The following is a 22,566-nucleotide window of genomic DNA, read 5'->3' as shown; positions in this document are numbered from 1 at the left end:
TGCTCCTCCGGATAATCCATGGGAATGCTCGGTGAACCGAGCAACGACGTGGACCACGAAATGCTGACGGCTATGGAAGATGTGCTGGACTCCTGGCCTGGCACTTTGTTGGTCGTCTCCCACGACCGATACCTGCTTGAGCGCGTCACCGATCAGCAATATGCCATCATCAACGGGACCTTTCGGCATTTGCCCGGTGGCGTCGACCAGTATCTCCAGCTGGCCGAACAGGCTGAGAGTCAAGCCAAGACGACACCGTCGAGGAACCAGAAACAGCAACAACACCATTCCTCCGGCGCTGACAACGTCGCCGGTGACGAGCAGTCACGTGGCTTGTCTGGGGCTGAGAAACACGCTGCGCGGAAAGAAGCGTCCTCGATTGAGCGCAAACTGGAGAAACTCAACACCGAACTCACTGAGCTAGAAGAAAAAATGGCCGCTCACGACCAGACAGATTTCGAAGGGCTTGCGGACCTGACAGCCCAAGCCTCCGAGCTCCGCAAAGAGATTGATACCAAGGAATCCCGTTGGTTGGAGTTGCTCGAAGCGGTAGAAAGCTAACCAGCTTTTAAGTCCCGTCCGGCTGGGTTGGTGGGCTGGGAAAGATCCGTTGGGCCAAATCTACGACCGCATGCAGGGCGGGGTTGTCATCGTGACGTCGCCAGATCATTCGCACCTCCAGCGGAGGTTGGGAGATGTCCTGAATTCTGGCGAAGCTCACGTTTTCGTGGGGCACATTGGTAGCCACGGAATCCAGGGTGATACCACACCCCATCCCCACGGCCACGAGGACCACCAAGGTCCAGGAATCAGGCGCGGTCTGTGTGACGCGAGGAACGAATCCGGCGGTATTGGCCAGAGCATTGAAGCGGTTGGGTAGGGCGGCCCCAAACCCGGAGGGCAAAGAAATCCAATTCTCGTGAGCGAGTTCTCTGAGATTGACCGCGGGCCGACCAGCCAAGCGGTGGGACGCTGGTAAGGCCACAATGACTTCTTCAAGCCCCATCAGGTGAGAACTAATTTCTGCCGGGAGGAAATCCCATCGCCCGATGGCCAGATCGACGCTGTGGTCCATCACTGATTGCAACGCCTGGTGAGAGAACTGAGCTGAGTTGTACTCTAGGCGCAACCCAGCGCGTTCTGTTCGCAAGGCTTTGGCTAACCGTGCAACCTGGGTATTGACTGATGCGCCGGCAAATCCGATCCGCACGTACCCGGCCGCTCCACTTATGGTGTCCTTTACCGTTTGACGAGCTTGATTCGAGGCGGCAATGAGATGCTGAGCGGGCTGTAGTAAGGCTTCACCGGCTGGAGTCAGAGACACCGTCCGTGTGGTGCGCTCAAAAAGAGTTGCACCGAGTTCACGTTCTAGCTGCTGAATCGCCCGCGAGAGAGGCGGCTGGGCCATGCGGAGGGATTTCGCAGCACGACCAAAGTGCAGTTCCCGGGCGACCGCCAGGAATTCTTTGGCCTGCTGGACTTCCATCATGCTCCCCCGCGAGATATTAGTACGGTCTGCGTATCAATATTTCCTCACCTAATATACGGGGGGAACGAGCTACACAGCGGGAACGGTGTGCTCCGGACGAAGCCCACCGGAGAGTAAATCCATCGTCCAGGTAACATAGTGTGGTGCCTGGGCAGGCAGATGGTGTCCGGTTGGGGCAACGATGACTCGCACATTCGGCGGCAGCGATGCCTGTTGCAAATTGTTCAGGTACTCCGCACGGTCGGAAGCGCCGGTGATGACCGTGGTGGGGACGGTGATCTGTTCCAGGTGGTGAATCCCTTTGCCTCGAAAAATCACCCGCCGCAGTGCGCCTTCCCGCGCTCGAGTGCTGTGACGTCCCCAGACACGGAAACCCAGTAAATGAGCCGCGCCCCAGCCGACGGAGCGGAAGCGCGAGGTCATCAGGAATTTATACAGCTTGTTGGTCTGTTCGATGCTGGCCTTGGCCTCATGGGAGTCTCGGAAAAGTGGCGCATTGAACATGACGAGTTCGGAAACGAGGCTGGGGTACTTGCGAGCTAACTTGAGAGCAATCAGGCCACCAAGGGAGTGTCCCACCAGAACGACAGGCTGGCCACCACTGATCGACAGCAACGCATTTTTCACGTGCTCAACGTGCTCGTTGTAATCGTAGCTTGCAGCTGGAACACGAGCTGCGCGTCCAAAGCCCAACAGATCAACAGTCGCCACACGGTAGCCGGCAGCGGTTAGTCGTCTGCGCGCCGGATTCCAGTACTTCGCGGAGGTGAGTAAACCGTGCAAGAGCACCACGGGGTGAGACTCTCCGGGGTACTGATGAATGAACTCATCAACTGTGGCAGTCATGGCAACTCTTCTTCGTTCTCGAGGGTTGGGCTATGCAAGATCCTTACAAAATGGACAGTCGATTTTCGGACCGGTGTACATACTGTAACACCAAGGTTTGAAGAAATTTACCTCATGTTTGCTTTTGGGGTGGTGTTTTCAGGCACACTGAACGTATGGATGACAGCACCTCTCTAGGACAGGGCAGAGGCGTCATCGCCGATGCTCACGGCACCGCCCGAAGCCCGTGGGCGATGAGTAGTCAGCTGATGCAGGATTACTACGACACCGAATGGGGTGTCCCCATCACGGATGAAGCTGGGCTTTTTGAGCGGATCAGCTTAGAAGTCTTCCAAACCGGCCTATCTTGGCGCACCATTTTGACTAAACGCCCCGCCTTTCGCAAAGCCTTCTGCCAGTTCGACCCCGATGAGGTCGCGACCTTCGACGAGGATACGGTGGAGCGTTTGGTACGCCTTGATGGGATTATTCGACACCGGGGGAAAATTCGGGCAACCATTGCCAATGCTGTGGCGACGCGTGCGCTGCGCGATAAAGGCGGGCTGGTGCAGTTGGTGTGGTCGTTTCATCCAGAGACGACGCCCATGCCACGCACCAGCGATGAGGTGCCCACACAGTCAGCTGAATCGGTAGCGCTGGCTCGCGCGCTGAAGAAATCCGGTTTCCGGTTTGTGGGGCCCACCAATATGTTCGCGATGATGGAGGCTATTGGGATGGTCGATACCCATCTGCTGGGTTCGTTCCGGCGCGGGGTCTCCGGTCTTTTTGATTCCCAAGGGAACCGGATGAAAAGGCCATGGGACGAAACCGGGTGACCTGGGGCAGGGATAGTGCTAAGACTCTCGGGTGGCCTCAATCCAGCTGAGGTATTCCTCGGTGACATCGCCGGTGGTGTAGTGGCCCGTAAAGCACGACAGCTCCAAATTGGTGACGTGAGATCCAGTAGTGATGGCCTCCACCATGGCATCCACTTCTTGGTAGACCAGCCGGTCAGCCCCAATGACTTGGGCTACTTCGTCTTCGGTGCGGTTTGCCGCAACCAATTCGCCTCGGGTGGGCATATTGATACCGTACACGTTGGCGTAGCGGATCGCCGGCGCCGCCGACGCGAAGATCACTTTGCGTGCCCCGGCATCCCGGGCCATCTGGACAATCTGTTTGGAGGTGGTTCCGCGCACGATGGAGTCATCGACCAGCAGTACCGATTTGCCCTGAAATTCTTCGGGTAGCGCATTGAGTTTCTGACGCACTGACTTCTTTCGAACCTTCTGGCCAGGCATGATGAAGGTACGACCCACATAGCGGTTCTTATAGAAACCTTCGCGGTAAGGCAGGTTAAGGGAACGGGCCAGTTCCATGGCGGTGGGACGCCCGGAATCTGGGATAGGCATCACCACATCAATATCGCCCAGATCCAAAGTGGCGCGAACCTTGGCGGCTAGGGTCTCGCCCATGCGCAACCGTGCTTGATAGACCGAGATCCCGTCCAGGGTCGAGTCCGGACGTGCTAAGTACACGTACTCGAAGGCATCCGGAACCAGACGTGGGTTCTCTGCGCACTGCCGGGTGAAGAGCTTTCCACTATCGGAAATGAAAATGGCCTCACCTGGAGCGACGTCTCGGACCAACTCATATCCACCGGAGGCCAAAACCAGAGACTCGGAGGCCACCACCCATTCGGGGTCCCCGTTGTCATCAAACCGACGGCCCAAGACCAGTGGGCGAATGCCGAAGGGGTCACGGAATGCCAGCAAGCCATAACCGGCTATCAAGGCAATCGCTGCATAGGTGCCGTTGACACGCTGATGGACGGTGGAGACAGCTTGGAACAGGTCATCTTCAGTGGGCTCTTTACCAACCAGCGAGTTTTGCAGAGCGTTAGCCAGAACATTCAGCAAAATTTCGGTGTCCGAGGAGGAGTTCAGATGCCGGCGGTCAACGTGGAAGAGCTCTTTGGTCAGTTCGCGTGTGTTGGTGATATTACCGTTGTGCACCAGGGTAATGCCGTACGGGGCATTGACGTAAAAAGGTTGCACCTCATCTTCATTGCTGGCCGAACCACTGGTGGCGTAGCGGACATGCCCCAACCCCACATTGCCCAGCAAAGTACGCATATCCCGGGTCCGGAAGGATTCGCGCACATGCCCGCGGTGTTTGACGGTGTGGAAAGTGGAGTGTTCATCGTAGGTTGAGATACCGGTGGAGTCTTGACCGCGATGTTGCAACAGCAACAATGAGTCATAGATACTCTGGTTAACCGGGCTGGTCGAAACGAGACCGACAATTCCACACACGACGGTGAGCTCCCTCTACATGGGTATACGGCAGATGACCGAACCATTAAATCACTATTCGGTACCGACGGTGTACTTGAAGACAGCGGGACTACCAGCACCAGCCGATGCACAGACAGCACAGCAGACAGAACGTGTCGCCCCGATGATTCACAACCACCACAAGGACCACCCGGCAGACCTGGCGGTCCGAACTGCCCAGCACCCCGATGTTCTTCCGGCGTTGCGGATGCGGAACCTAGCCAATCGCAAGGTAAAGGTATATGCCGGGTTGGGCGACGAGCGGTTCTTCACCCGGCTGGAAGAACGACTAGACCAGGACGTGGCCTGGTCTCAGCGTGGCTTGGCTGCCGAGGCCGATCTGGTCATTGCAGAGACCGGGCCCAAAGATTTTTCCGAGACCTCTGGGATTATAGCAGTGGCGGGAGCTACTCCGGTGTTACCTGAGGATGCCGAGACCGGGGTGGGGATTCAGATGGGTATGCTTTAGGTTCACCCCGTCTGGGAACAGCGTGAACGGCCGGACCAAGACACCGACAGCCCCGGTTCAGGGTGCGATCCACCTTATGAGAAACGGTCTTAGCCGGACGTCCAGCGTTGGTGTGGGTCCTCGCTGAAGATCAGGACACCCGAGATGTCTATGCCCGCCACGGCTTTGTAGCAGATGGACAAAGCGAAAAACTCACCGGCGACTGGGAAGGGCTGACCGAGATACGGATGGTCCGGAGCCAGTCGGTGACCGGGGGAGCTTTGATAACCTAAAGGTTATGTCGGTCACCGATCTTACGGCCTCTACACAGAACTACCTCAAAGCCATTTGGACGTTGCAGGAATACTCTGAAGATCCCGTGACGGCCAAAGTTCTCGCCGAAAAAATCGGGGTGCGGTTATCCTCCGCATCGGATGCGGTCCGGAAATTGGCTGACCAACAACTCGTGATCCACCAGCCCTATGGTTCAGTGGAACTCACAGCCGAAGGAACGGGCTATGCCATCGACATGGTGCGTCGCCACCGGCTGATCGAGGCCTTTCTGGTCGAAACACTGGGATACCGATGGGATGAGGTTCACGAAGAAGCCGACGCGCTCGAGCACGCGGTCTCGGACATGATGATCGATCGCATTGACCAACACCTCGGATTCCCGACCCGTGATCCGCACGGTGATCCCATCCCGCGCAGGGATGGCAGTATTGACGCCCCCGAGCTCGACTGCTTGTCCGTGTTACACGTAGGAGACCGGGCCCGTATTGAGCGCATCTCAGATGCGGATCCGGCGATGCTACAGTTTTTCGACCGCCAGGGACTACACCCCGGAGTGGAATTCACGATCGTGCCGTCGGCGCCTTATTCGGGCTCGATGGCCGTCTCAGTCGGCGAGGCATCTACCGAGCCGGTCTGGCTGGGAGTTGACGCCACGAATAGCATTTGGGTGTACCGTTTGTCCTCGCCTGAAACGTCCTGATTCCGACTCACGGCCGGAAGTATGGCACAATGTTTGGGGTGTTCGTGATCCGCCATGGTGTAACGGCAGCACGCCAGCCTTTGAAGCTGCGCGGTCTAGGTTCGAATCCTAGTGGCGGAACTGGAGAGCGATTTTAGCCTTCATCTCACTCTGTGCCGATGACCAAAGGAAGTGACCAGGTGACTCAGCCTCCCGCTCCAGTAGCCGTGATCGTTCTGGCGGCCGGCCAGGGCACTCGGATGAAATCTTCTACTCCGAAAATCCTGCATCAAATCGGCGGGCGCTCACTCGTTGGCCATGCGCTTCACGCAGCTCAGAGCGTCAACCCTGAACATCTCGTGGCGGTAGTGCGTCACGAACGCGATCGTGTGGTGGCACACCTGCAAGAACTCGTGCCCGAGGTTGTTATCGCCGACCAGGACGAGATTCCGGGCACCGGTCGGGCCGTGGAACAAGGGCTCCAGGCGCTGCCGGCCGACACGACCGGAACCGTGGTAGTCACCTACGGTGACGTCCCGTTGCTGACCCCGCAAACCCTGAGCACGCTGGTGGCCTGTCACCATGACCAGGGTAACGCCGTGACCGTGCTGACCGCAGAGGTCTCCGACCCCACCGGATACGGTCGTATCGTCCGCGATGACCAGGGCCTTGTGGAGCGCATCGTCGAGCACAAGGACGCGCTACGTCATGCCGAGGAAACCGGCGATGACTCGCTGGTGAACATCCACGAGATCAACTCTGGGATCTATGCTTTCGACGCTCAAGTGCTGGCTCGTACGCTGGCCGAGGTCTCCACCGATAACGCTCAGGGTGAGAAGTACTTGACGGATGTGCTTAGCCTGGCCCGCGCCGAGGGCGGCCGGGTCGCCAGTTGGGTCACCACCGATGTGTGGGAGGTTGAAGGCGCGAACGACCGTCGTCAGCTGGCAGCCTTGGGCGCCGAACTGAATCGTCGGATCACTGATTTTTGGATGCGTCAGGGCGTGACCATCGTTGACCCGGCCACCACCTGGATTGACATAGAGGTTGAGCTGGCCGCCGACGTCACCATTAAGCCGGGAACCCAGCTCCACGGCTCTACTCGGATTGCTCCCGGCGCCACCATTGGCCCAGACACCACGCTGACCGATGTCCATGTCGGTCAGCACGCGACCGTCAAGCGTACCGATGGGACCGAGGCAATGATTGCTGCGGGAGCTAAAGTGGGACCATTCACCTATCTGCGCCCCGGTACCGTCCTGGGAGAAAACGGCAAAATCGGTGCCTTTTATGAAACCAAGAATGTCACCGTAGGCGCTGGGTCTAAACTCTCCCACCTGGGGTATGCCGGCGACGCCGAGATTGGAGAGAACACCAATATTGGATGTGGCAATATCACCGCAAACTATGACGGGGTCAATAAGCATCGCACCGTGATCGGTTCCGAGGTGCGCACTGGATCTAATACCGTCTTTACTGCTCCGGTAGAAATCGGCGATGGCGCCTACACGGGTGCGGGCGCTGTGGTACGAGACAATGTGCCCGCTGGGGCCCTGGCCATCAACCAGGTTTCTCAGCGCACCATTGAGAATTGGACCATCACCAAGCGTCCCGGTACGGCTGCCGCTCGAGCCGCAGAAGCCGCTGGAGAAGCATCTGAACACACCGATGGCGACCGGTCCGCGAACTAGTCACTAGCATCTCGCTGTGATGACGAGCCACAACACAACTTCCACAACGGCGACGGGAAGACAAGAACCTCTCAGGCCTGCCGTTGAGGACAAAAACTACATAGTGTAGTTTGCAAGAACTATCGCACGCACATTTCTGTCGAGGGAGTCGATCGTTGAGCGAGATTAGTCATCACGAAAATAAGAAGCTGGTCCTGGCTTCGGGCCGGGCGCATCCCCAGTTGGCCGATGAAATTGCCGAGGCCTTGGGTACTGAGCTTCTCTCGCTGTCAGCCTACGACTTTGCCAACGGGGAGATTTACGTTCGCCCCGGCGAATCGGTGCGTGGTAAAGACTGTTTCGTCATCCAGGCGCACCCAGCACCGTTAAACAACTGGCTGATGGAGCAGCTCTTGCTCGTCGATGCGATGAAGCGTGCCTCAGCACGACGGATCACCGTGGTCTCGCCCTTCTACCCGTACGCGCGTCAGGACAAAAAGGGGCGTGGACGCGAACCTATTTCCGGACGCCTGGTCGCTGATCTCTATAAGGCCGCTGGTGCCGACCGCATTATGTCGGTGGACTTGCACACCGCTCAGATTCAGGGGTTCTTCGATGGACCGGTGGATCACCTGTTCGCAGTGCCCATCCTGGCCGATTACATTCGTGGCAAGGTTGGCGACTCCGAGGTTACGGTGGTCTCTCCGGATACGGGACGCGTGCGGGTCGCCGAGCAGTGGGCCGATCGGCTGGGCGGTGTCCCGCTGGCTTTCGTGCACAAGACCCGTGACCTGACTACTCCGAACAAAGCTGAGTCGAAAACCGTGGTCGGTAAGATCGAGGGTCGCACCTGTGTGCTGATCGACGACATGATCGATACCGGTGGCACCATCGCCGGTGCGGTGCGAGTGCTGAAAGAAGCCGGGGCGAAAGATGTCATTATTGCCGCTACTCACCCGGTCTTCTCCGACCCTGCCGCCCAGCGGTTAGCCGAGTGCGGGGCCCGTGAAGTGGTGGTTACCAATACCTTACCGATTCCGGCGGCCAAAAAGTTCGAGAACCTCACCGTGCTCTCCATCGCTCCACTGATAGCGCGGGCCATCAAGGAAGTCTTCGAAGACGGTTCTGTCACCAGCCTGTTCGACGGCAACGCCTAAGAACTGGCGATCGGCCGATCACTAGCCGGCCCTCGTTACTTTGTCGAGTCCATGATGGTCCCACACTCGCCTGCGCAGACACCCAGATCGCTGATAGAGCGTCTGAAAACTGACGCGACCTATCTGGGCCCGGCGGAACGTAAAGTCATCGTGGCAGTCATCGAGGCATTCGAACAGATACCTGATCTATCTGCCACCGATCTGGCTGCTCGCGCTCAAACATCGGCGGCTACCGTCGTGCGAGCCGCACAGAATTTGGGCTATTCAGGCTTTCAGAGGCTGAAGGATGAGATCTCTCGGTCTCTTCTCGCCCAAGCTGACCAGTCGCAGGTGGCCACTGCCCAGGGGCAGGTCAGCGGTGCCGTGCAGCTGTCCGCGTTGCAGTTGTTGAGTCGAGATGTTTTTGCTGCTGCCCAGAGCGAAATCGCCCTGACTGAGCGAATGCTTGCCAGCGAGGTCATGGAGCAGGCGGTCACTGCGGTGGCGTCGGCGAAGACCATTCTGTTAGTCGGCACCGGAGGTTCAGCAATTCCGGCCCAAGAGGCCGCGCTACGCTACACCATGTCAGGCTTAACCGCCGTGGCCCCCGTCGATGTCCTGGGGCAACAATTTACTGCTCGGATGCTCTCTGAGCGGGATGTCTGTATTGCGGTGAGCTACTCGGGAGCCAATAAACACACTCTCGACTCCGTGCGAGCCGCCCAAACTGCGGGGGCACTCATTATCGCTATTACGAGCTCTGGGATTTCTCCTCTGGCTCAACAAGCAGACCTGACGTTGACTGCTGGAAGCCGAAACGACGACCAGGAAGTGCTGGTGTCCAGAATTTCCCACACCTTGGTGCTCAACATCTTAGGTCTCGCCGCTCAGCGTCTCGTGTTTCACGATGCCGAACCTCACATGGGACCTTCAGAAAAACTGGGTCCGCTACTGTCCGACGCGCTCGAACCTGACATCTCTGAGGTCGAGGATTAATCGAAAAAATCTCACGTGGTAACAATCGTCACATCGGTTAGCTGAGATTGTTAAACCGTTGTCGCGACCCGTTCACGGTGTATTTATCTTCGCTCGTTCTACTGGGGTGTAACACCGTTTCATCGATAAAGTAACGATGAAATGTGTGGGCCTCGTTGAGAAATATACCGTGAGGAGGGCGAGATGGCACCGTGGGGCGATCCCAACAGTATTCATAACCTGCGCCCTCTTCCCGGAGTGACCAGCACAGCCAAGGGCCCCGCTAAGATTTACCGCTCGTCGGTTCCGGGGAAACTTCAACTCTCCGCTCCCGAATTGTGCGCCGTCGATGGGATTGGGACCGTGATCGACCTGCGTGAGCCAGAAGAGATCCTTCAGCGCCCGGACACACTGCCAGAGCACGTTGGCTATATCAATATTCCGCTCTATCGGGGACCAGTTCCCAGAGACGAGCCCATTTTGCAGGTCTATTCCAGACTCATCACCCAACGCGGTGCTCAACTCGTCTGCGTGTTAAAAGCTGTCACAATGGCGCTCGATGATGGCGTACTCATTCACTGCACTGCCGGAAAGGACCGCACGGGACTTGTGGCAGCGCTGGTTCTTTCGGTGGCAGGAATACACCGGGACATCATTGTTGCCGATTATGCCCGCAGTGCTGACGAGCTACCGGACAGCTACCACGCACAAGTCGCTACCGAGATGTCGAGTCAATGGGATACCTCGTCTGAAGAATTCTCTCAGGCCCTCAGATTGCATACCCTCAGCCCCGCCTCAGCGATGAGGCACTTACTGGAACACCTAGACCATCGTTACGGTTCAGTCGCGCGTTTTCTTGACTGCGTTGGTTTCAGCCTTCCTGAGCAACGCGTACTGGCTGAGCATCTGCATGCGAGGCGAGAGCCGAAGGGGGCCTGAGATGGCAGACTCATGGCACATAGCTCACTTAACCGACCCGCACCTGACCGAAAACCAGCAGACCCTGTATGGTGGCTCAATCGACCCCTGGGGGCAACTGCGTCAAACATTCGAGGCCCTCGCCCGCGGTGACGCTGGTTTACCGGATGCCGTGGTAATCAGTGGCGACCTATGCCAGCGTGGCCATGATGCCTACGCTGAAGTCGCTGGTTTTCTTACCGAGCAACGAAGGCGCTTGGGCTGTCCGATCCTTGTCGTTCCAGGTAACCACGATGAACCGGGGGCGATCGATGCTCGTTTTCACGATCCTGACACCAGCCATACTGATCCCCACGATGCAAGCAATAGCATCATCGCGGTACCCGGTCTGCGACTCATCGGGCTCAATACCCATGGTTATGGCCACCCACACGGTTGGCTTGAGACCACCTCATTGGATTGGCTAGAACACCACATCCGCCAAGACGGCACCGAGGACATTGTTTTAGTTCTGCACCATCCGCCGGTACCGGGGATGATCGCCGGCCTGCGTCACCGCGGTCTCCTCGATTCTGACTCTCGCCGGCGGCTCGCAGAGATTATGACCGGTTCGCGGGTTTGTCTGATCCTGAGCGGACATTACCACCTGAATCAATACGGCAGCTTTGCCGGAATCCCGGTCAGCGTTGCTCCCGGAATCGCCTATAGCAACGACCCCCTAGCCCCCAGAGAAACAATCCTGGCGCGGGCGGTCTTTGGATTCGTTCGCGTTGAACGAGAACCCCCAGGGCCCCCGGATATCGTGAGCAGCCTTCTTCCCTGTTCAGAACCATCCAGAGTGGTTTTCACTCTGGAGGCTTCTCCCTCGTCCCCCTAAACCCTGACCAACCCGAAACCACTGTTCACCGACAAACGTTGAGGAGGAAACCATGAAAAAAACCACCAAACTGCTCGCTCCGCTTGTTCTCATTCCTGCTCTTGCCTTGAGCTCCTGCGCTGATGAAGCGCAGGAACAGATGAACGAGTCTGACTCTGGGGATAACACCCTGACCGTTTACACCTCAGAACCGCAAGAGAAAATCGACGAGATCATTGATGCCTTTGCGGAGGTTAATCCCGACGCAGAAATTGACGTGTTCCGTGCTGGCACGGGTGAGCTGAAGACTCGTGTGGCCAGCGAAAAAGAAACCGGCGAGATTCAAGCCGATGTCATTTTGGCAGCGGATGTGCCCACTTTCGAAGATTACGCCGCAGAAGGTGATCTTGCCGAGCTGAATTTGGAGAACACCGATTCGCTTGATGACTCCTACGTCGATGAAGACAACTACTGGGTCGGGACCCGACTCATTCCGACCATTATTGCTGTCAATACAGACGTTATTTCCGAAGAGGATGAACCGAGCTTATGGCAGGACCTCACCAATTCGGACTATGAAGGTCAAATAGCGATGCCCAACCCGGACGTATCTGGTGCCGCCGCATTCAACACGGCGGTTTGGCGTTCGAGTGATGAGCTAGGAGATCAATGGCTCGAGGACTTGGTCGCCAATGATCCCACCATCTTGGAATCCAATGGTCCCGTAGGACAGGCCGTGGGTGAAGGGACCACCGGCCTTGGCATCGTGGTGGATTACGTCATTCGCGACCTGGCTGATCAAGGTTCGCCGGTAAAAGTCGTATACCCGGAAGATGGCGCACCTTATGTGTCACAGCCGGCGGGTGTGTTTGCTGATAGTGACAACCAGGAACTGGCTAATCAGTTCGTGGATTTCTTGATCTCCGAAGACGGACAGCAGATGGCTGTTGAACAGTCCTACCTTCCGGTTCGTGATGACGTGGGGGTTCCTGAGGGGGCTCCGGAGCTGGCAGATCTTAATCTGATGAATCCTGATTTGGAAGAAATTGCGGCTGAACAGGATGAAGCCGTGTCCTATTTCAATGGATTGCTGAAGTAAGGTGAGTCAGCTGGCTAGCACCGCGGGTAACGTGGCTCCGAGAACTCGCACAGGACGTGCCGATGGCTTGTTCATCATGCGATGGGCAGTTGTTCTGGCCCTGGTACTCATTGTTGTTGTTCCGCTGGTTGCGCTGATCAAGGTGGGAATTGATCCCACAGCTTTGACGGTTTTTTCCGACCCCGCGGTGCTAGAAGCGCTCACGAATTCGGTGGTCTCAGCTACCATCTCCGCGATGATCGCGACCACGCTGGGGGTGATCTTCGCCATAGTCTTAGACCGGTTGATCATCCCCGGCGCCCAACTCATTCGTTGGTTGTTGCTTATTCCCTTTTTGATTCCGCCCTTCATCGGCGCGATGGCATGGATGGCGCTCTTAGGGGTCAACGGTCCTGTCAACCGGATCTTGGAACAGATGGGTCTCGAGGCGAATCTCAGCATCTTCGGTGGATCCGGCGTGATCCTCCTACTCACCATTCACTCCTATCCCACGGCTTTTCTCGTGGTCTCGACGGCGTTGCGTCGGGTCCCCGGCAACCTTGAGGAAGCCGCAAGAATCTCAGGTGCCTCGACGTTCAAGGTCATGACCACCGTGACTCTGCCACTGATGCGACCTGGGATCGTTGCCGCCTTGATCCTCACCTTGGTGGCGAATCTTTCCGACTTTGGTATCCCCGCTTTGATTGGTCTGCCGGAGGGTTATACCACGCTCACCACGCTGGTATACCGCTACCTCGCCTCGGCAACCATTTCGAATCCTCTTCCAGCAGCCTCGGCGATCGGAATGGTGCTTCTGGTCGTCGCGCTCGTAACCATCCTCGCGCAACGTCGCATGCCGACAGCCTCACAGCTATCCGATACAGCCGTAGCGCAGAAAGCCCATCCAGGCCGGGGCATGCAATACCTGCTCAGCGCGACACTGTGGGCATGGATCGTGCTTATCTGTATCGTCCCTATGGTTGCGCTGAGCGTGCAAGCTCTACTGCCGGCCCCGGGAGTCCCCTTGATCTGGGAGAACCTGACGTTTGACAATTTTGGTTCCGCTCTCACCTCCCGCGGGGCCGTTCAGGGCCTCCAGAATTCGCTGATGTTGGCCGGTTCCGCGGCCGTGATTTGTGGGGTGCTGGGGTTGTTGGTTGGGATCGTGCTGACCAGATCTCGATCCCGACTCAACCCTGCGATCGACGTGCTCGCAACGTTGCCTCAGGCCTTGCCCGGACTGGTGATCGCGGTGGGATGGTTGCTCATTGCCCCGATGCTCAAGATCTTCAATACCCCGTGGGTGATTCTCGGCGCGTATGTCATGGCTTTCATAGCCCTCGTTGTCCAGCAGGTCCGCGCACCGTTGGCCACCATTTCGTCCTCTTTGGAAGAATCAGCTCAGATTTCGGGAGCTACTCATGCCCGAGCGGTGCTGGACATCACTGCCAGAATGGTGACTCCCGCGGTGATCACCGGCATCATCGTTGTATTCTTCACTGCAGTCCGAGAACTCACCATTTCCATTCTGCTGGTCGCACCGGGATCGCAAACGCTGGGTGTCACCATATTCAACCTGCAACAAGCCGGTAACTACAACGCGGCCTCTGCGCTGGCGGTGGTGGTTGCTCTGGTCGGCATGATCGGGCTGTCCTTTGCCGGGTGGTTGGGCTCCCGTCGTGCCAGCTGATGTCTGTCGTTCTTTGTTCTTGCTGGTCTTGCTTCGCCTCTACGTTCGAAAGATGATTGCTTCTTATGTCTGATATCAGCATTTCGCAACTCAACCACAGCTATAACAGTGCCCCCCTGGAATCACAGCTAGCTCTTCAAGATATTTCGCTCAACATCGCCGATGGAGAATTTATCGCCCTGGTCGGGCCCTCCGGATCCGGTAAAACCACCTTGTTGCGCACACTGGCAGGGTTCATCCGACCGCTGAGTGGACGGATAACGTTGGGTGGACGGACCCTATTTGCTTCCGATATCTGGGTACCACCACATCGACGTCAACTGGGTATGGTATTCCAAGACCACGCGGTATGGCCTCATATGAGCGTCAGCGAGAATGTGGCGTATCCTCTCAAACGTGCCGGACTGCGCTCGGCAGAAATTTCGGCGCGGGTCGAGAAGATACTCGAGGACGTGGGACTGGTGGAGTTCGCTCAGCGCAAGCCCACACAGTTGTCCGGAGGACAGCGACAACGAGTTGCATTGGCCCGCGCAATCGTCGCAGAGCCGTCAGCACTTTTGCTTGACGAAGCGTTGTCGGCCTTAGACGAGCCGCTTCGCGCTCGGCTTCGCCTGGAACTTCGCAGGCTCACCACCGAGCAAGGTCTCACCGCGGTGCACGTGACCCACGACCGCTCTGAAGCACTAGCGATTGCCGACCGTGTGGTGGTGATGGATCAGGGCCGAATTGTCCAAGTTGGTACCGCAAGCCAGATGACGGCCAGTCCCGCGTCAAGTTTTGTGGCTGGCTTTCTTAATGATGCGACGCTGTTTCCAGGAAGTATCTCATCGGGTCGGTTCTATCCGGACCACCCGGGGGTGAACCTGTACACTGCTGGCACGGATCATGCTCCCGCGAAGGTCAGTTTCGTTGATGACGTGCAGGCTGGTGCCGGCAGGCAACGAGCTATCGCTAGCGTCGACCCCTACCATATTCGCCTGGAGTCGGTGTCTCAGCCCGACGGAGACGATGTGCAGGTGGCGCGAGTCACCTCGATCTTGCAAGGTCGCGATCGGACCGAAACCGCGCTCGAATGGGGAGACACGGAGGTGCGTGTTTTTGGCGATCCGGATCAACCGGTTCGGCAACCGGGCGAGCTGGTCCAGCCCGTGATTCAATCCGCACACGTATACTTGAACTAAATCAATCCAGCGAACAGGATCTCTTGCGTGCACGACCAAGACCGCCCTCAGCCAGGTGCTACCTGGTATCTCGTCCGCCACGGTCAAACTGATTGGAATAAGGCCGGCCGGATGCAGGGACGCACCGACATTCCGCTCAATGACACCGGTCGCGCCCAAGCGGTTTTGGCAGCTGAGGAACTGGCAAATCTGCGTCCCACGGCGGTGATTAGCTCGCCACTGTCTCGGGCACAAGAAACCGCACAGATTATCGCCACCCGGATCGGGGGAGTCGAGGTCCACATCGAACCTGGGCTGATTGAACGATCCTACGGCAGTGCGGAAGGCCGGGATGTACGGGGATTGTCCGATGAGCAACGTCAGGCTCTGATGGACGGTGGTGAACCACGTGCGGAGGCGGGGCGACGTGGGGTGCGGGCACTGCGAGAGCTTAAAACCCGCTACGGTGATGCCCCGGTGGTCATTATTAGTCACGGGGCACTGATTCGAGTCATGCTCGAGCAACTCACTGGAGAGCCACACCCCCGGATCGCTAACGCCGAAATTAGGGCGATTGACTCTCGACTGGTGTGATCACCACCGCAGCATTGTGGCCACCAAAACCGAAGCTGGGAGCCAACACCGCCGAGGGTTGCCAATGTTGTGTGGATGTCACCACCTGAATCTGCTCAGAAAAATCTGGGTGCTGAAGATTCCGGGTGCCCGGAATGAGCCCGGCACAAATAGACTCAACCGCCATGGCCACCTGCAAAGCACCGGATCCGCCCATCAAGTGACCGGTCACCGACTTGAGTGCGGTGACCGGCACACCGGGAAGGCACGCGCCAAAAATTCGTGATAAAGCAGCTACTTCGGCAGCATCCCCACGGGGAGTGGAGGTAGCGTGAGCGCTGATCTGTCCGATCTGGTACGGTTCGAGACCGGCATCCGCTAGAGCATCAGCGATCGTCTGTCCGGCCCAGCGACCGGTGGGGTCTGCCGCGGTGGGATGAAAACTATCCTGGCCCATCCCGCCTCCGGCCAACAGCGCCAGGGGACGGGCCGGGTCGGCTTCCAGGAGTAATGCCACCGCGCCGGAAGCCATCACGAACCCATCGCGTGCGGCATCGAAAGGTCGGCAGATCTGATCCGGATTTGCATTCTTGCTCAGCGCCCCAACCAATGCATTACCGGTCAGATTCACCGGATTCACCGCGTCTTCATAACCGATGACCAGCACGCGGCGGGCATAACCGTGGCGTATCCGGCGCAAAGCGGTCACGAGCGCGATCGTGGAGGACGCGCACGTGGCACTCACCGCTTCGGTCCCGCCATGACTGCCATAGCGTTGGGCGGCCAGTGTGGCCACCGTATCGGGGGAGGCCGTTAGGACCGCTGGGATCGCGGGCGCTCGCGAGACGCCGGAGGTGATGGCTTCGACCGCGCGGTGAATTGTTGTCACCGGTCCGTTGGCGCTGGCGGCAATAATGTCCCCGCCAAAAAAAGGTTCATCGGATGTGGGGGTGCCGGAATACCCCAGGGCCTGATCGGATGCACAGATTGCCATCACCACAGCCTGATCCACCCGGTTCGATAACGGTGGGTCAAAGATGTCGGTGGCATCGATCGGCTCAGCTGTGGCAGCTACGCGGACACCGGTTTGCTGTACGAGAGACTCCGGCAGGGGGCTGAACAGATGGTGCCCGTCAGTTACAGAATGCCAGAGCCTAGCGGTCCCGTGCCCAGCTGCGCTCACCGCGCCCATCCCGGTGATGCCAACCTGGTGGATACTCATAACCGGTGGGCCTTTCCCTCATCAATGAGTTGGATGAGGCGTTGGCGTTGAATTTTCTCTGAGCTGGTCCGTGGGAAACGGGCGATGGAGTACCAGCGCCGTGGTCGGAAGGGCTCCGGGATGTTGTCGCGGGCGAGCGCCACCAATTCGGATTTTGTGGGCGCCTGTGGAGTTTCGATCACCCCGGCGATGATCACGCCCAGACGTGGATCGGGCAAACCGACGGTGGCTGTTGCCCCCGTGGCCAGGGGGCCAAGAGCTTGCGCCAGCCTGTCATCGGCCTCGACGAGGCTGATGGTGTTGGCCCCGGTGGTGACGATCTCGTCGCCACGGCCAGCTAGCTGAATCCACCGATCCTGCACCGTCCCCCAGTCACCCACGGTGCGCCAACCGAATTCGTCGCTGAGTTGGGCAGGGGAATTGAGATACCGTGCAGACGCCGACGGGGCCCGAAACCACAGCTGCCCCAGACAGTTCTCGGCCAAGACCCGGTTGGTGGTGTCTCGGACCTGGGCAGTGACGTGGTCATAGAGACGTAACCGGTCGGAATAGCTGATCCCGTAGGGATCCGGTGTGGAATCGGCAATGAACCCGATTTCTCCGGTGCCAAAGTAGTTGATCAGTTTTGCGCGTGGCACCTTCTCCGCGACCCGGTCGCGTAATGCTTGAGGGACTGCCGAGCCTCCGGTGACCAGTACCTGAAGATTCCCTAGCCGTTCGGTCTGATTCCCGGCGGCCTCCAGAATGCCCAGCAAGACGGCCGGTGCCGCCACGACGCGGGTGATCGGCCAGTGGGTGAAGGCTGCGGTCATGTGCCGAAAATGCGCCCGGCCGGTCACCACGCAGGTTTCACCAGCGCCCAGTGCCTCGACCACCGCGTAGAGGATGAGGCTATACGACAACGTTCCGGGGGCCAGTGTTGTGTGACCTGCTACCTGGAGTCGTTGGTGCGAGGCCCGGTAATTGGCCCGGTACTCGCCCCGGGTTTTGATAAATGCTTTGGGCTGGCCCGTCGTCCCCGAGGAAAACAACACGAGATAGGGATCTGCATCCTGCAGAACCGTGGTGTCTACGGGATCCACGTCTGGTGCTAGCAGCAGTTGCGGGCCGAGCACCGTTCCAGGAAAGCCGTGGGTACGAAGATACCGGGAGAAAGTCTGGTCATCGGTGACTACCACAGTGATACCGGCAGAGGAGATATTGCCCCACAGTTGCTCGTGCCAGTCCCTTGGATTCAGCACGCTGAGCACCACCGGGCCCATGCTGAGCTCGGCAAAGAGACGTACGGTGGTCAACGCATCGTGCAGACACAACGCCACGACCGGGTAACCGGCAAGATCCTGGTGAGGGCTGTCCGGGGTTTCCCGCGCCACCTGCTGGAGTCGTGACGCTGTGGTGCGGGATGAGCTCAGCAGCTCACCATAGGTAATGTATTGACCCTGGTCATCGGCGAGGGCGATGCGCTCGGGGGTCTCGATTGCGCGGGCCAGAACTGATTGTACAAAGGGCATAAGTCGACACCCCCTTACCACTTCACCACGGATTGGATAGGCCGTGCCGGAGACTGTCCCGGCGTTCCTTGCTATCTAAACACATCGCTCAGGCGAGGTTGAAGTGGTCGAAGCCAGTGCGCTCATGCTAGAATGCAACAGTTGCCCAGGCGAGGGAGCAGACTTGCTCCGTTATCGACGAGGCTGATGAGATCACCGTTGCCAGCTGTCTTCATGCTCGGCGTATCACAGATTCTCTTTGTTCCTGCCTGGTCGTGATGAGCACTAGCTCGTGAGTATTAACAGGAGGACTCATTATGGCGATTGATACCGTCAACATCAATGTCGAATTTCGCACCGATACTGGCAAGGGTGCATCCCGCCAGGCGCGCCGCGAAGGCAAAATCCCGGCCGTCATTTACGGTCACGGTTCAGAGCCGCGCCACATTCTGATGCCTGAGTACGACACCTTCATGGCTTTGCGGACCCCCAACCAGTTGCTGAAACTCATCGCTGACGGTGAAGAGATCATGGCACTGGCCAAGGATATTCAGCGCAACCCGCTGAAAGAAAAGATCGAGCACGTTGACCTGCTGATCGTGCGTCGCGGTGAAAAGGTGGTTGTTGACGTGCCCGTTGAGGTCGAAGGCGAAGTGGCACCTGGCTTCACCTACTTCTTGGAAGAAGCCTCCCTGCCGATCGAAGCCGACGCGCTGGACCTGCCGGATTCTGTCACCATCTCGGTAGAAGGACGCGAAGGCGGCAACCACGTGCTGGCTTCCGACGTGCAGCTGCCGGCTGGCACCTCGCTGCAACTGGAAGATGACGCTGTAATCGCTACCGTCGACGAGATCGTCGAGCAGGACCTGGGTGAAGAGCCCGAAGCAGGTACTGAGGGCGACGAGGCCGCTTCTGGCGACGAGGCCAACAGCCAGGGCTCTGAAAACAGCGACGACTAAGTGTCTCGTCACGGAGATATATGGTGCCGATGCGTTTAGGCAGAAGCTCAGCGTCCACCACCAGCCTATGGCTGGTGGTGGGACTGGGCAACCCCGGTGACAAATACCACAGCACTCGGCACAATATTGGTCACATGGTGGCCGATGAGCTCGTCGACCGCTATGGCGGAAGCTTCCGGGCTCATAAAACACAGAACGCGTTGGCCACCCTGCGGCTGGGAGGAACTCGAGAGAAAGTCCTGGTGGCCAAACCAGCTACCTACATGAATCTCTCTGGTGGTCCCGTCAAAGCGTTGACCACTTTCTTTAAAGTGCCACTGGACCAGCTCATTGTGGTCCACGACGAGCTCGATATCGATTTCGATCGCCTGCGCATCAAACGCGGTGGGGGAGATGGCGGTCATAACGGACTGAAATCCATCACGCAGTGTGTAGGCGATAAAAACTATTACCGCGTTCGGGCCGGAATCGGACGGCCCCCCGGAGCCATGGACGTATCCAGCTACGTGCTCAAGCCTTTCAATTCCACTCAACGCCAGGTGCTACCGTTGCATGTATCCACAGCAGCTGATGCTGTCGAAAGTCTCATTACTGACGGCTTGACTCCCACACAAAACCGTTTCCACTAGCCTTGGGCCCACCTGTCTGCTAGGACCGAGAACTGTTTGATATCTCACCATCTGTGACGGACCTCTGAGATAGTAACTGTACCGAACGGTTGGTAGAGTTTTGGGGGTGATGACTCGTCTTCAAGCTGAAACCTCAACGCCCGGTCAGCGTTGGGCCTTTTTGGCCATCATCTCCGCCGCACTATTTTTGGTGGGTGCTGATAACTCGATCCTCTATACCGCATTACCGGTACTGCGCGATGAGCTCGGCACCAGTGAACTGCAAGGTCTCTGGATCATCAATGCCTACCCCCTGGTACTATCAGGGCTGTTACTGGGCACCGGCACACTCGGAGATAAAATCGGTCATCGGCTCATGTTCTTACTGGGCGTCAGTATCTTCGGTGCCGGTTCCTTGCTGGCGGCCTTCTCGCCCAACGCCTGGACGCTAATTGTCGCCCGGGCAACCCTCGGCGTGGGAGCTGCCACCATGATGCCAGCGAGTCTCGCACTCGTGCGGCTAACATTCCGTGACGTTAAAGAACGCAACGTCGCAGTGGCCATCTGGGGGTCGGTGGCGGTCGTGGGCGCCGCATCCGGTCCGGTGCTGGGTGGTTTACTCCTGGAGTTCTTCTGGTGGGGCTCGGTGTTTTTGCTCAACGTCCCCATCGTCATCATCACGGTGATTGCCACCATCGCGGTTGCCCCACCGAACGTGGCACACCCAGAACGGCATTGGGATCTGATGTCATCGCTGTTGATGATGTTTGCTATGGCGGGGTTCGTGATGAGCATTAAAGAACTAGCCAATCCTCAGCGGAATGCCTGGGTGCTATCGGTCGCTCTTGTCATTGCCGTGATTGGTTTTGTGTTGTTTTGGCTTCGCCAGCGCTTGCTCACCCACCCGCTGTTGGAATTGTCGATTTTCCGTGACCCAGTCTTCACCGGCGGCACGCTGACCGCGGTGTTGATCATGGTGGTGGTTTCCGGCGTGGAACTTATGACCACCCAGCGGTTCCAGACCGCTGGCGGTCTCACCCCCTTGCAAGCCGGCGCAATGGTCGCTGCCGTGGCTCTGCCGGCAATTCCTACCGCGTTATTAGGTGGCTCGGTACTCCACAGGGTCGGTTTCCGTCCGCTGATTACCGGCGGGTTCCTGCTTATCGTGGTGGGACTGGGAGTGAGTATGTGGACGTTCACCCTCGATGTGGTGCCCTTGTTCCTGGGCAGTATGATCCTGGTGGGTCTAGGTGGTGGCCTGGCAACCTCGGCCTCGTCGACTGCCATCCTAGGATCGGCACCCCCGTCCAAGGCGGGGATGGCCTCCTCTGTGGAAGCGGTTTCCTACGAGTTCGGCACCTTGGTTGCGGTGGCCGTTTTTGGCTCGGTGATGCCCCTGCTCTACAGCATGAACGCCCCAGCACCGGTAGCCGCAGACGTGGACCACGGGGTCGATCACCCAATGTATGGCGAGCAAGCCGTTGCCGCCTACGATCAGGCCTATCTCAGCATTTTGGGCATAGTAGCGACCGTGGGCCTCATCGGTGCCCTGGTGACCGCCTGGTGTTTCCGAGGCAACCCGAAGGAAGCTGATGCGACCGAGTAAGAAAACCAAAATCATCCGCACCGCTATTGACCTCATTGAGGCCGGAAGCCTGGATTCGGTGTCTTATGATGCGTTGGCCCAATCCTCCGGGCTGTCGAAATCCGGGATCATCTACCATTTTCCCTCCCGCGAGGAAATGATGCGCGCGGTGCATCAGTATATGGCGGATCAGTGGGAAGCCGAACTCGAAGCAGCCGGGGGTGGCCCCGCCGAGCAACTCACGGGGTCCCAGCGCCTGCGCGCCGTCGTGGTATCTCTGCGACGCAGTGCCACCAAAACCGAACTCCTGTTGGAAATTGATGCCCGCTCGAACCCGGAACTGGCCGCTATCTGGCAAGCGGTGGATCAACGTTGGGTCCCCTCCCCGGCGGAGATCGACAGCGCCGGGACTTTGGGGCTCGAGCGTTTCCTCGTGTTGTTAATGGCCGACGGGCTGTGGCTCCACGACTACGTCCACGAGGATCGGCTCAGCGAATCCCAGCGGGAAGCGTTGGTGGACCACGTCCTGGCCAAGATCGATCAAACCGCCACGGACGAACGACCAGACCGCTGAG

The 22,566-nt window shown here is 58.2% G+C and carries 23 protein-coding genes and 1 tRNA gene; 19 read left to right on the top strand and 5 right to left on the bottom strand.

Going from position 1 to position 22,566, the window contains the following annotated elements:
• Positions 1-18 precede the first annotated feature (18 nt).
• Positions 19-561, top strand: a complete 543-nt coding sequence (locus DCC27_RS06070) for a hypothetical protein (RefSeq protein WP_110110382.1) — start codon at positions 19-21, stop codon at positions 559-561.
• Between the two features lie 7 nt (positions 562-568).
• On the opposite strand, the gene DCC27_RS06065 is transcribed toward DCC27_RS06070, so the two are convergent.
• Positions 569-1,489: a LysR family transcriptional regulator gene (locus tag DCC27_RS06065; protein WP_246840048.1), complete on the bottom strand. Its 921-nt coding sequence runs from the start codon at positions 1,487-1,489 to the stop codon at positions 569-571.
• 69 nt (positions 1,490-1,558) lie between these two features.
• Complete coding sequence (locus DCC27_RS06060; protein ID WP_110098815.1) at positions 1,559-2,335, bottom strand: alpha/beta fold hydrolase; 777 nt, start codon at positions 2,333-2,335, stop codon at positions 1,559-1,561.
• Between the two features lie 155 nt (positions 2,336-2,490).
• Here DCC27_RS06060 and DCC27_RS06055 point away from each other — a divergent pair, with 155 nt between their 5' ends.
• Positions 2,491-3,150, top strand: a complete 660-nt coding sequence (locus DCC27_RS06055; protein ID WP_110098814.1) for a DNA-3-methyladenine glycosylase I — start codon at positions 2,491-2,493, stop codon at positions 3,148-3,150.
• An 18-nt stretch (positions 3,151-3,168) separates the two neighbouring features.
• Here DCC27_RS06055 and purF read toward each other — a convergent pair whose 3' ends face one another.
• Positions 3,169-4,629, bottom strand: coding sequence for an amidophosphoribosyltransferase (gene purF / locus DCC27_RS06050; RefSeq protein ID WP_110098813.1), 1,461 nt, complete (start codon positions 4,627-4,629; stop codon positions 3,169-3,171).
• Between the two features lie 34 nt (positions 4,630-4,663).
• Between purF and DCC27_RS06045 the strand changes: the two genes are divergently transcribed.
• From DCC27_RS06045 to DCC27_RS05990, 13 genes are all read left to right on the top strand, one after another.
• Positions 4,664-5,119 (top strand): hypothetical protein, encoded by a 456-nt coding sequence (locus DCC27_RS06045; protein WP_110101131.1) that lies wholly within the window; start codon positions 4,664-4,666, stop codon positions 5,117-5,119.
• Positions 5,120-5,229: 110 nt separating this feature from the next.
• Complete coding sequence (locus DCC27_RS12200; protein ID WP_158524753.1) at positions 5,230-5,391, top strand: hypothetical protein; 162 nt, start codon at positions 5,230-5,232, stop codon at positions 5,389-5,391.
• A gap of 5 nt (positions 5,392-5,396) precedes the next feature.
• Positions 5,397-6,092, top strand: coding sequence for a metal-dependent transcriptional regulator (locus DCC27_RS06040; protein WP_110101130.1), 696 nt, complete (start codon positions 5,397-5,399; stop codon positions 6,090-6,092).
• A 48-nt stretch (positions 6,093-6,140) separates the two neighbouring features.
• Positions 6,141-6,212, top strand: a tRNA-Gln gene (locus tag DCC27_RS06035).
• A 59-nt stretch (positions 6,213-6,271) separates the two neighbouring features.
• The gene (glmU, locus tag DCC27_RS06030; protein ID WP_183145632.1) at positions 6,272-7,762 is read left to right on the top strand and encodes a bifunctional UDP-N-acetylglucosamine diphosphorylase/glucosamine-1-phosphate N-acetyltransferase GlmU; all 1,491 of its coding nucleotides are present in this window, start codon (positions 6,272-6,274) and stop codon (positions 7,760-7,762) included.
• A gap of 155 nt (positions 7,763-7,917) precedes the next feature.
• Complete coding sequence (locus tag DCC27_RS06025) at positions 7,918-8,898, top strand: ribose-phosphate diphosphokinase (protein WP_110098809.1); 981 nt, start codon at positions 7,918-7,920, stop codon at positions 8,896-8,898.
• Between the two features lie 51 nt (positions 8,899-8,949).
• Entirely contained in the window at positions 8,950-9,873 is a 924-nt protein-coding gene (locus tag DCC27_RS06020; RefSeq protein ID WP_110110379.1) for a MurR/RpiR family transcriptional regulator, read from the top strand.
• 183 nt (positions 9,874-10,056) lie between these two features.
• A complete protein-coding gene (locus DCC27_RS06015) occupies positions 10,057-10,791 on the top strand; it encodes a tyrosine-protein phosphatase (protein ID WP_110098807.1) in 735 nt (244 codons plus the stop codon).
• A 1-nt stretch (position 10,792) separates the two neighbouring features.
• Positions 10,793-11,647: a metallophosphoesterase gene (locus tag DCC27_RS06010; protein WP_166769877.1), complete on the top strand. Its 855-nt coding sequence runs from the start codon at positions 10,793-10,795 to the stop codon at positions 11,645-11,647.
• A gap of 52 nt (positions 11,648-11,699) precedes the next feature.
• Positions 11,700-12,725, top strand: a complete 1,026-nt coding sequence (locus tag DCC27_RS06005; RefSeq protein ID WP_110110377.1) for an ABC transporter substrate-binding protein — start codon at positions 11,700-11,702, stop codon at positions 12,723-12,725.
• Between the two features lie 76 nt (positions 12,726-12,801).
• The gene (locus DCC27_RS06000) at positions 12,802-14,394 is read left to right on the top strand and encodes an iron ABC transporter permease (protein WP_110110409.1); all 1,593 of its coding nucleotides are present in this window, start codon (positions 12,802-12,804) and stop codon (positions 14,392-14,394) included.
• 65 nt (positions 14,395-14,459) lie between these two features.
• Positions 14,460-15,575 carry an ABC transporter ATP-binding protein gene (locus DCC27_RS05995; protein WP_110110376.1) on the top strand — a complete coding sequence of 372 codons (1,116 nt, stop codon included), beginning with the start codon at positions 14,460-14,462 and terminating at the stop codon, positions 15,573-15,575.
• A 27-nt stretch (positions 15,576-15,602) separates the two neighbouring features.
• Entirely contained in the window at positions 15,603-16,148 is a 546-nt protein-coding gene (locus DCC27_RS05990; RefSeq protein WP_110098803.1) for a histidine phosphatase family protein, read from the top strand.
• On the opposite strand, the gene DCC27_RS05985 is transcribed toward DCC27_RS05990, so the two are convergent.
• On the bottom strand, positions 16,120-17,349 hold the full coding sequence (locus DCC27_RS05985) for a beta-ketoacyl synthase (protein ID WP_110110375.1): 1,230 nt from the start codon (positions 17,347-17,349) through the stop codon (positions 16,120-16,122). The genes DCC27_RS05990 and DCC27_RS05985 overlap by 29 nt on opposite strands.
• Positions 17,346-18,860 (bottom strand): class I adenylate-forming enzyme family protein, encoded by a 1,515-nt coding sequence (locus DCC27_RS05980; RefSeq protein WP_110110374.1) that lies wholly within the window; start codon positions 18,858-18,860, stop codon positions 17,346-17,348. The genes DCC27_RS05985 and DCC27_RS05980 overlap by 4 nt, the downstream gene beginning before the upstream one ends.
• Positions 18,861-19,156: 296 nt before the next feature.
• Between DCC27_RS05980 and DCC27_RS05975 the strand changes: the two genes are divergently transcribed.
• From DCC27_RS05975 to DCC27_RS05960, 4 genes are all read left to right on the top strand, one after another.
• Positions 19,157-19,798, top strand: coding sequence for a 50S ribosomal protein L25/general stress protein Ctc (locus tag DCC27_RS05975; protein ID WP_110110373.1), 642 nt, complete (start codon positions 19,157-19,159; stop codon positions 19,796-19,798).
• A 29-nt stretch (positions 19,799-19,827) separates the two neighbouring features.
• Positions 19,828-20,427 (top strand): aminoacyl-tRNA hydrolase, encoded by a 600-nt coding sequence (gene pth, locus DCC27_RS05970; RefSeq protein ID WP_110110408.1) that lies wholly within the window; start codon positions 19,828-19,830, stop codon positions 20,425-20,427.
• 109 nt (positions 20,428-20,536) lie between these two features.
• On the top strand, positions 20,537-22,012 hold the full coding sequence (locus DCC27_RS05965) for an MFS transporter (protein WP_110110372.1): 1,476 nt from the start codon (positions 20,537-20,539) through the stop codon (positions 22,010-22,012).
• Positions 21,999-22,565 carry a TetR/AcrR family transcriptional regulator gene (locus DCC27_RS05960; protein ID WP_110098797.1) on the top strand — a complete coding sequence of 189 codons (567 nt, stop codon included), beginning with the start codon at positions 21,999-22,001 and terminating at the stop codon, positions 22,563-22,565. Before DCC27_RS05965 ends, DCC27_RS05960 begins: the two co-directional genes overlap by 14 nt.
• The last annotated feature ends 1 nt before the right edge of the window (position 22,566 follow it).

Source organism: Auritidibacter sp. NML130574 (assembly GCF_003185725.2).
Taxonomy (GTDB): domain Bacteria; phylum Actinomycetota; class Actinomycetes; order Actinomycetales; family Micrococcaceae; genus Auritidibacter; species Auritidibacter ignavus.
This window is presented reverse-complemented; position numbering and strand designations above follow the sequence as displayed.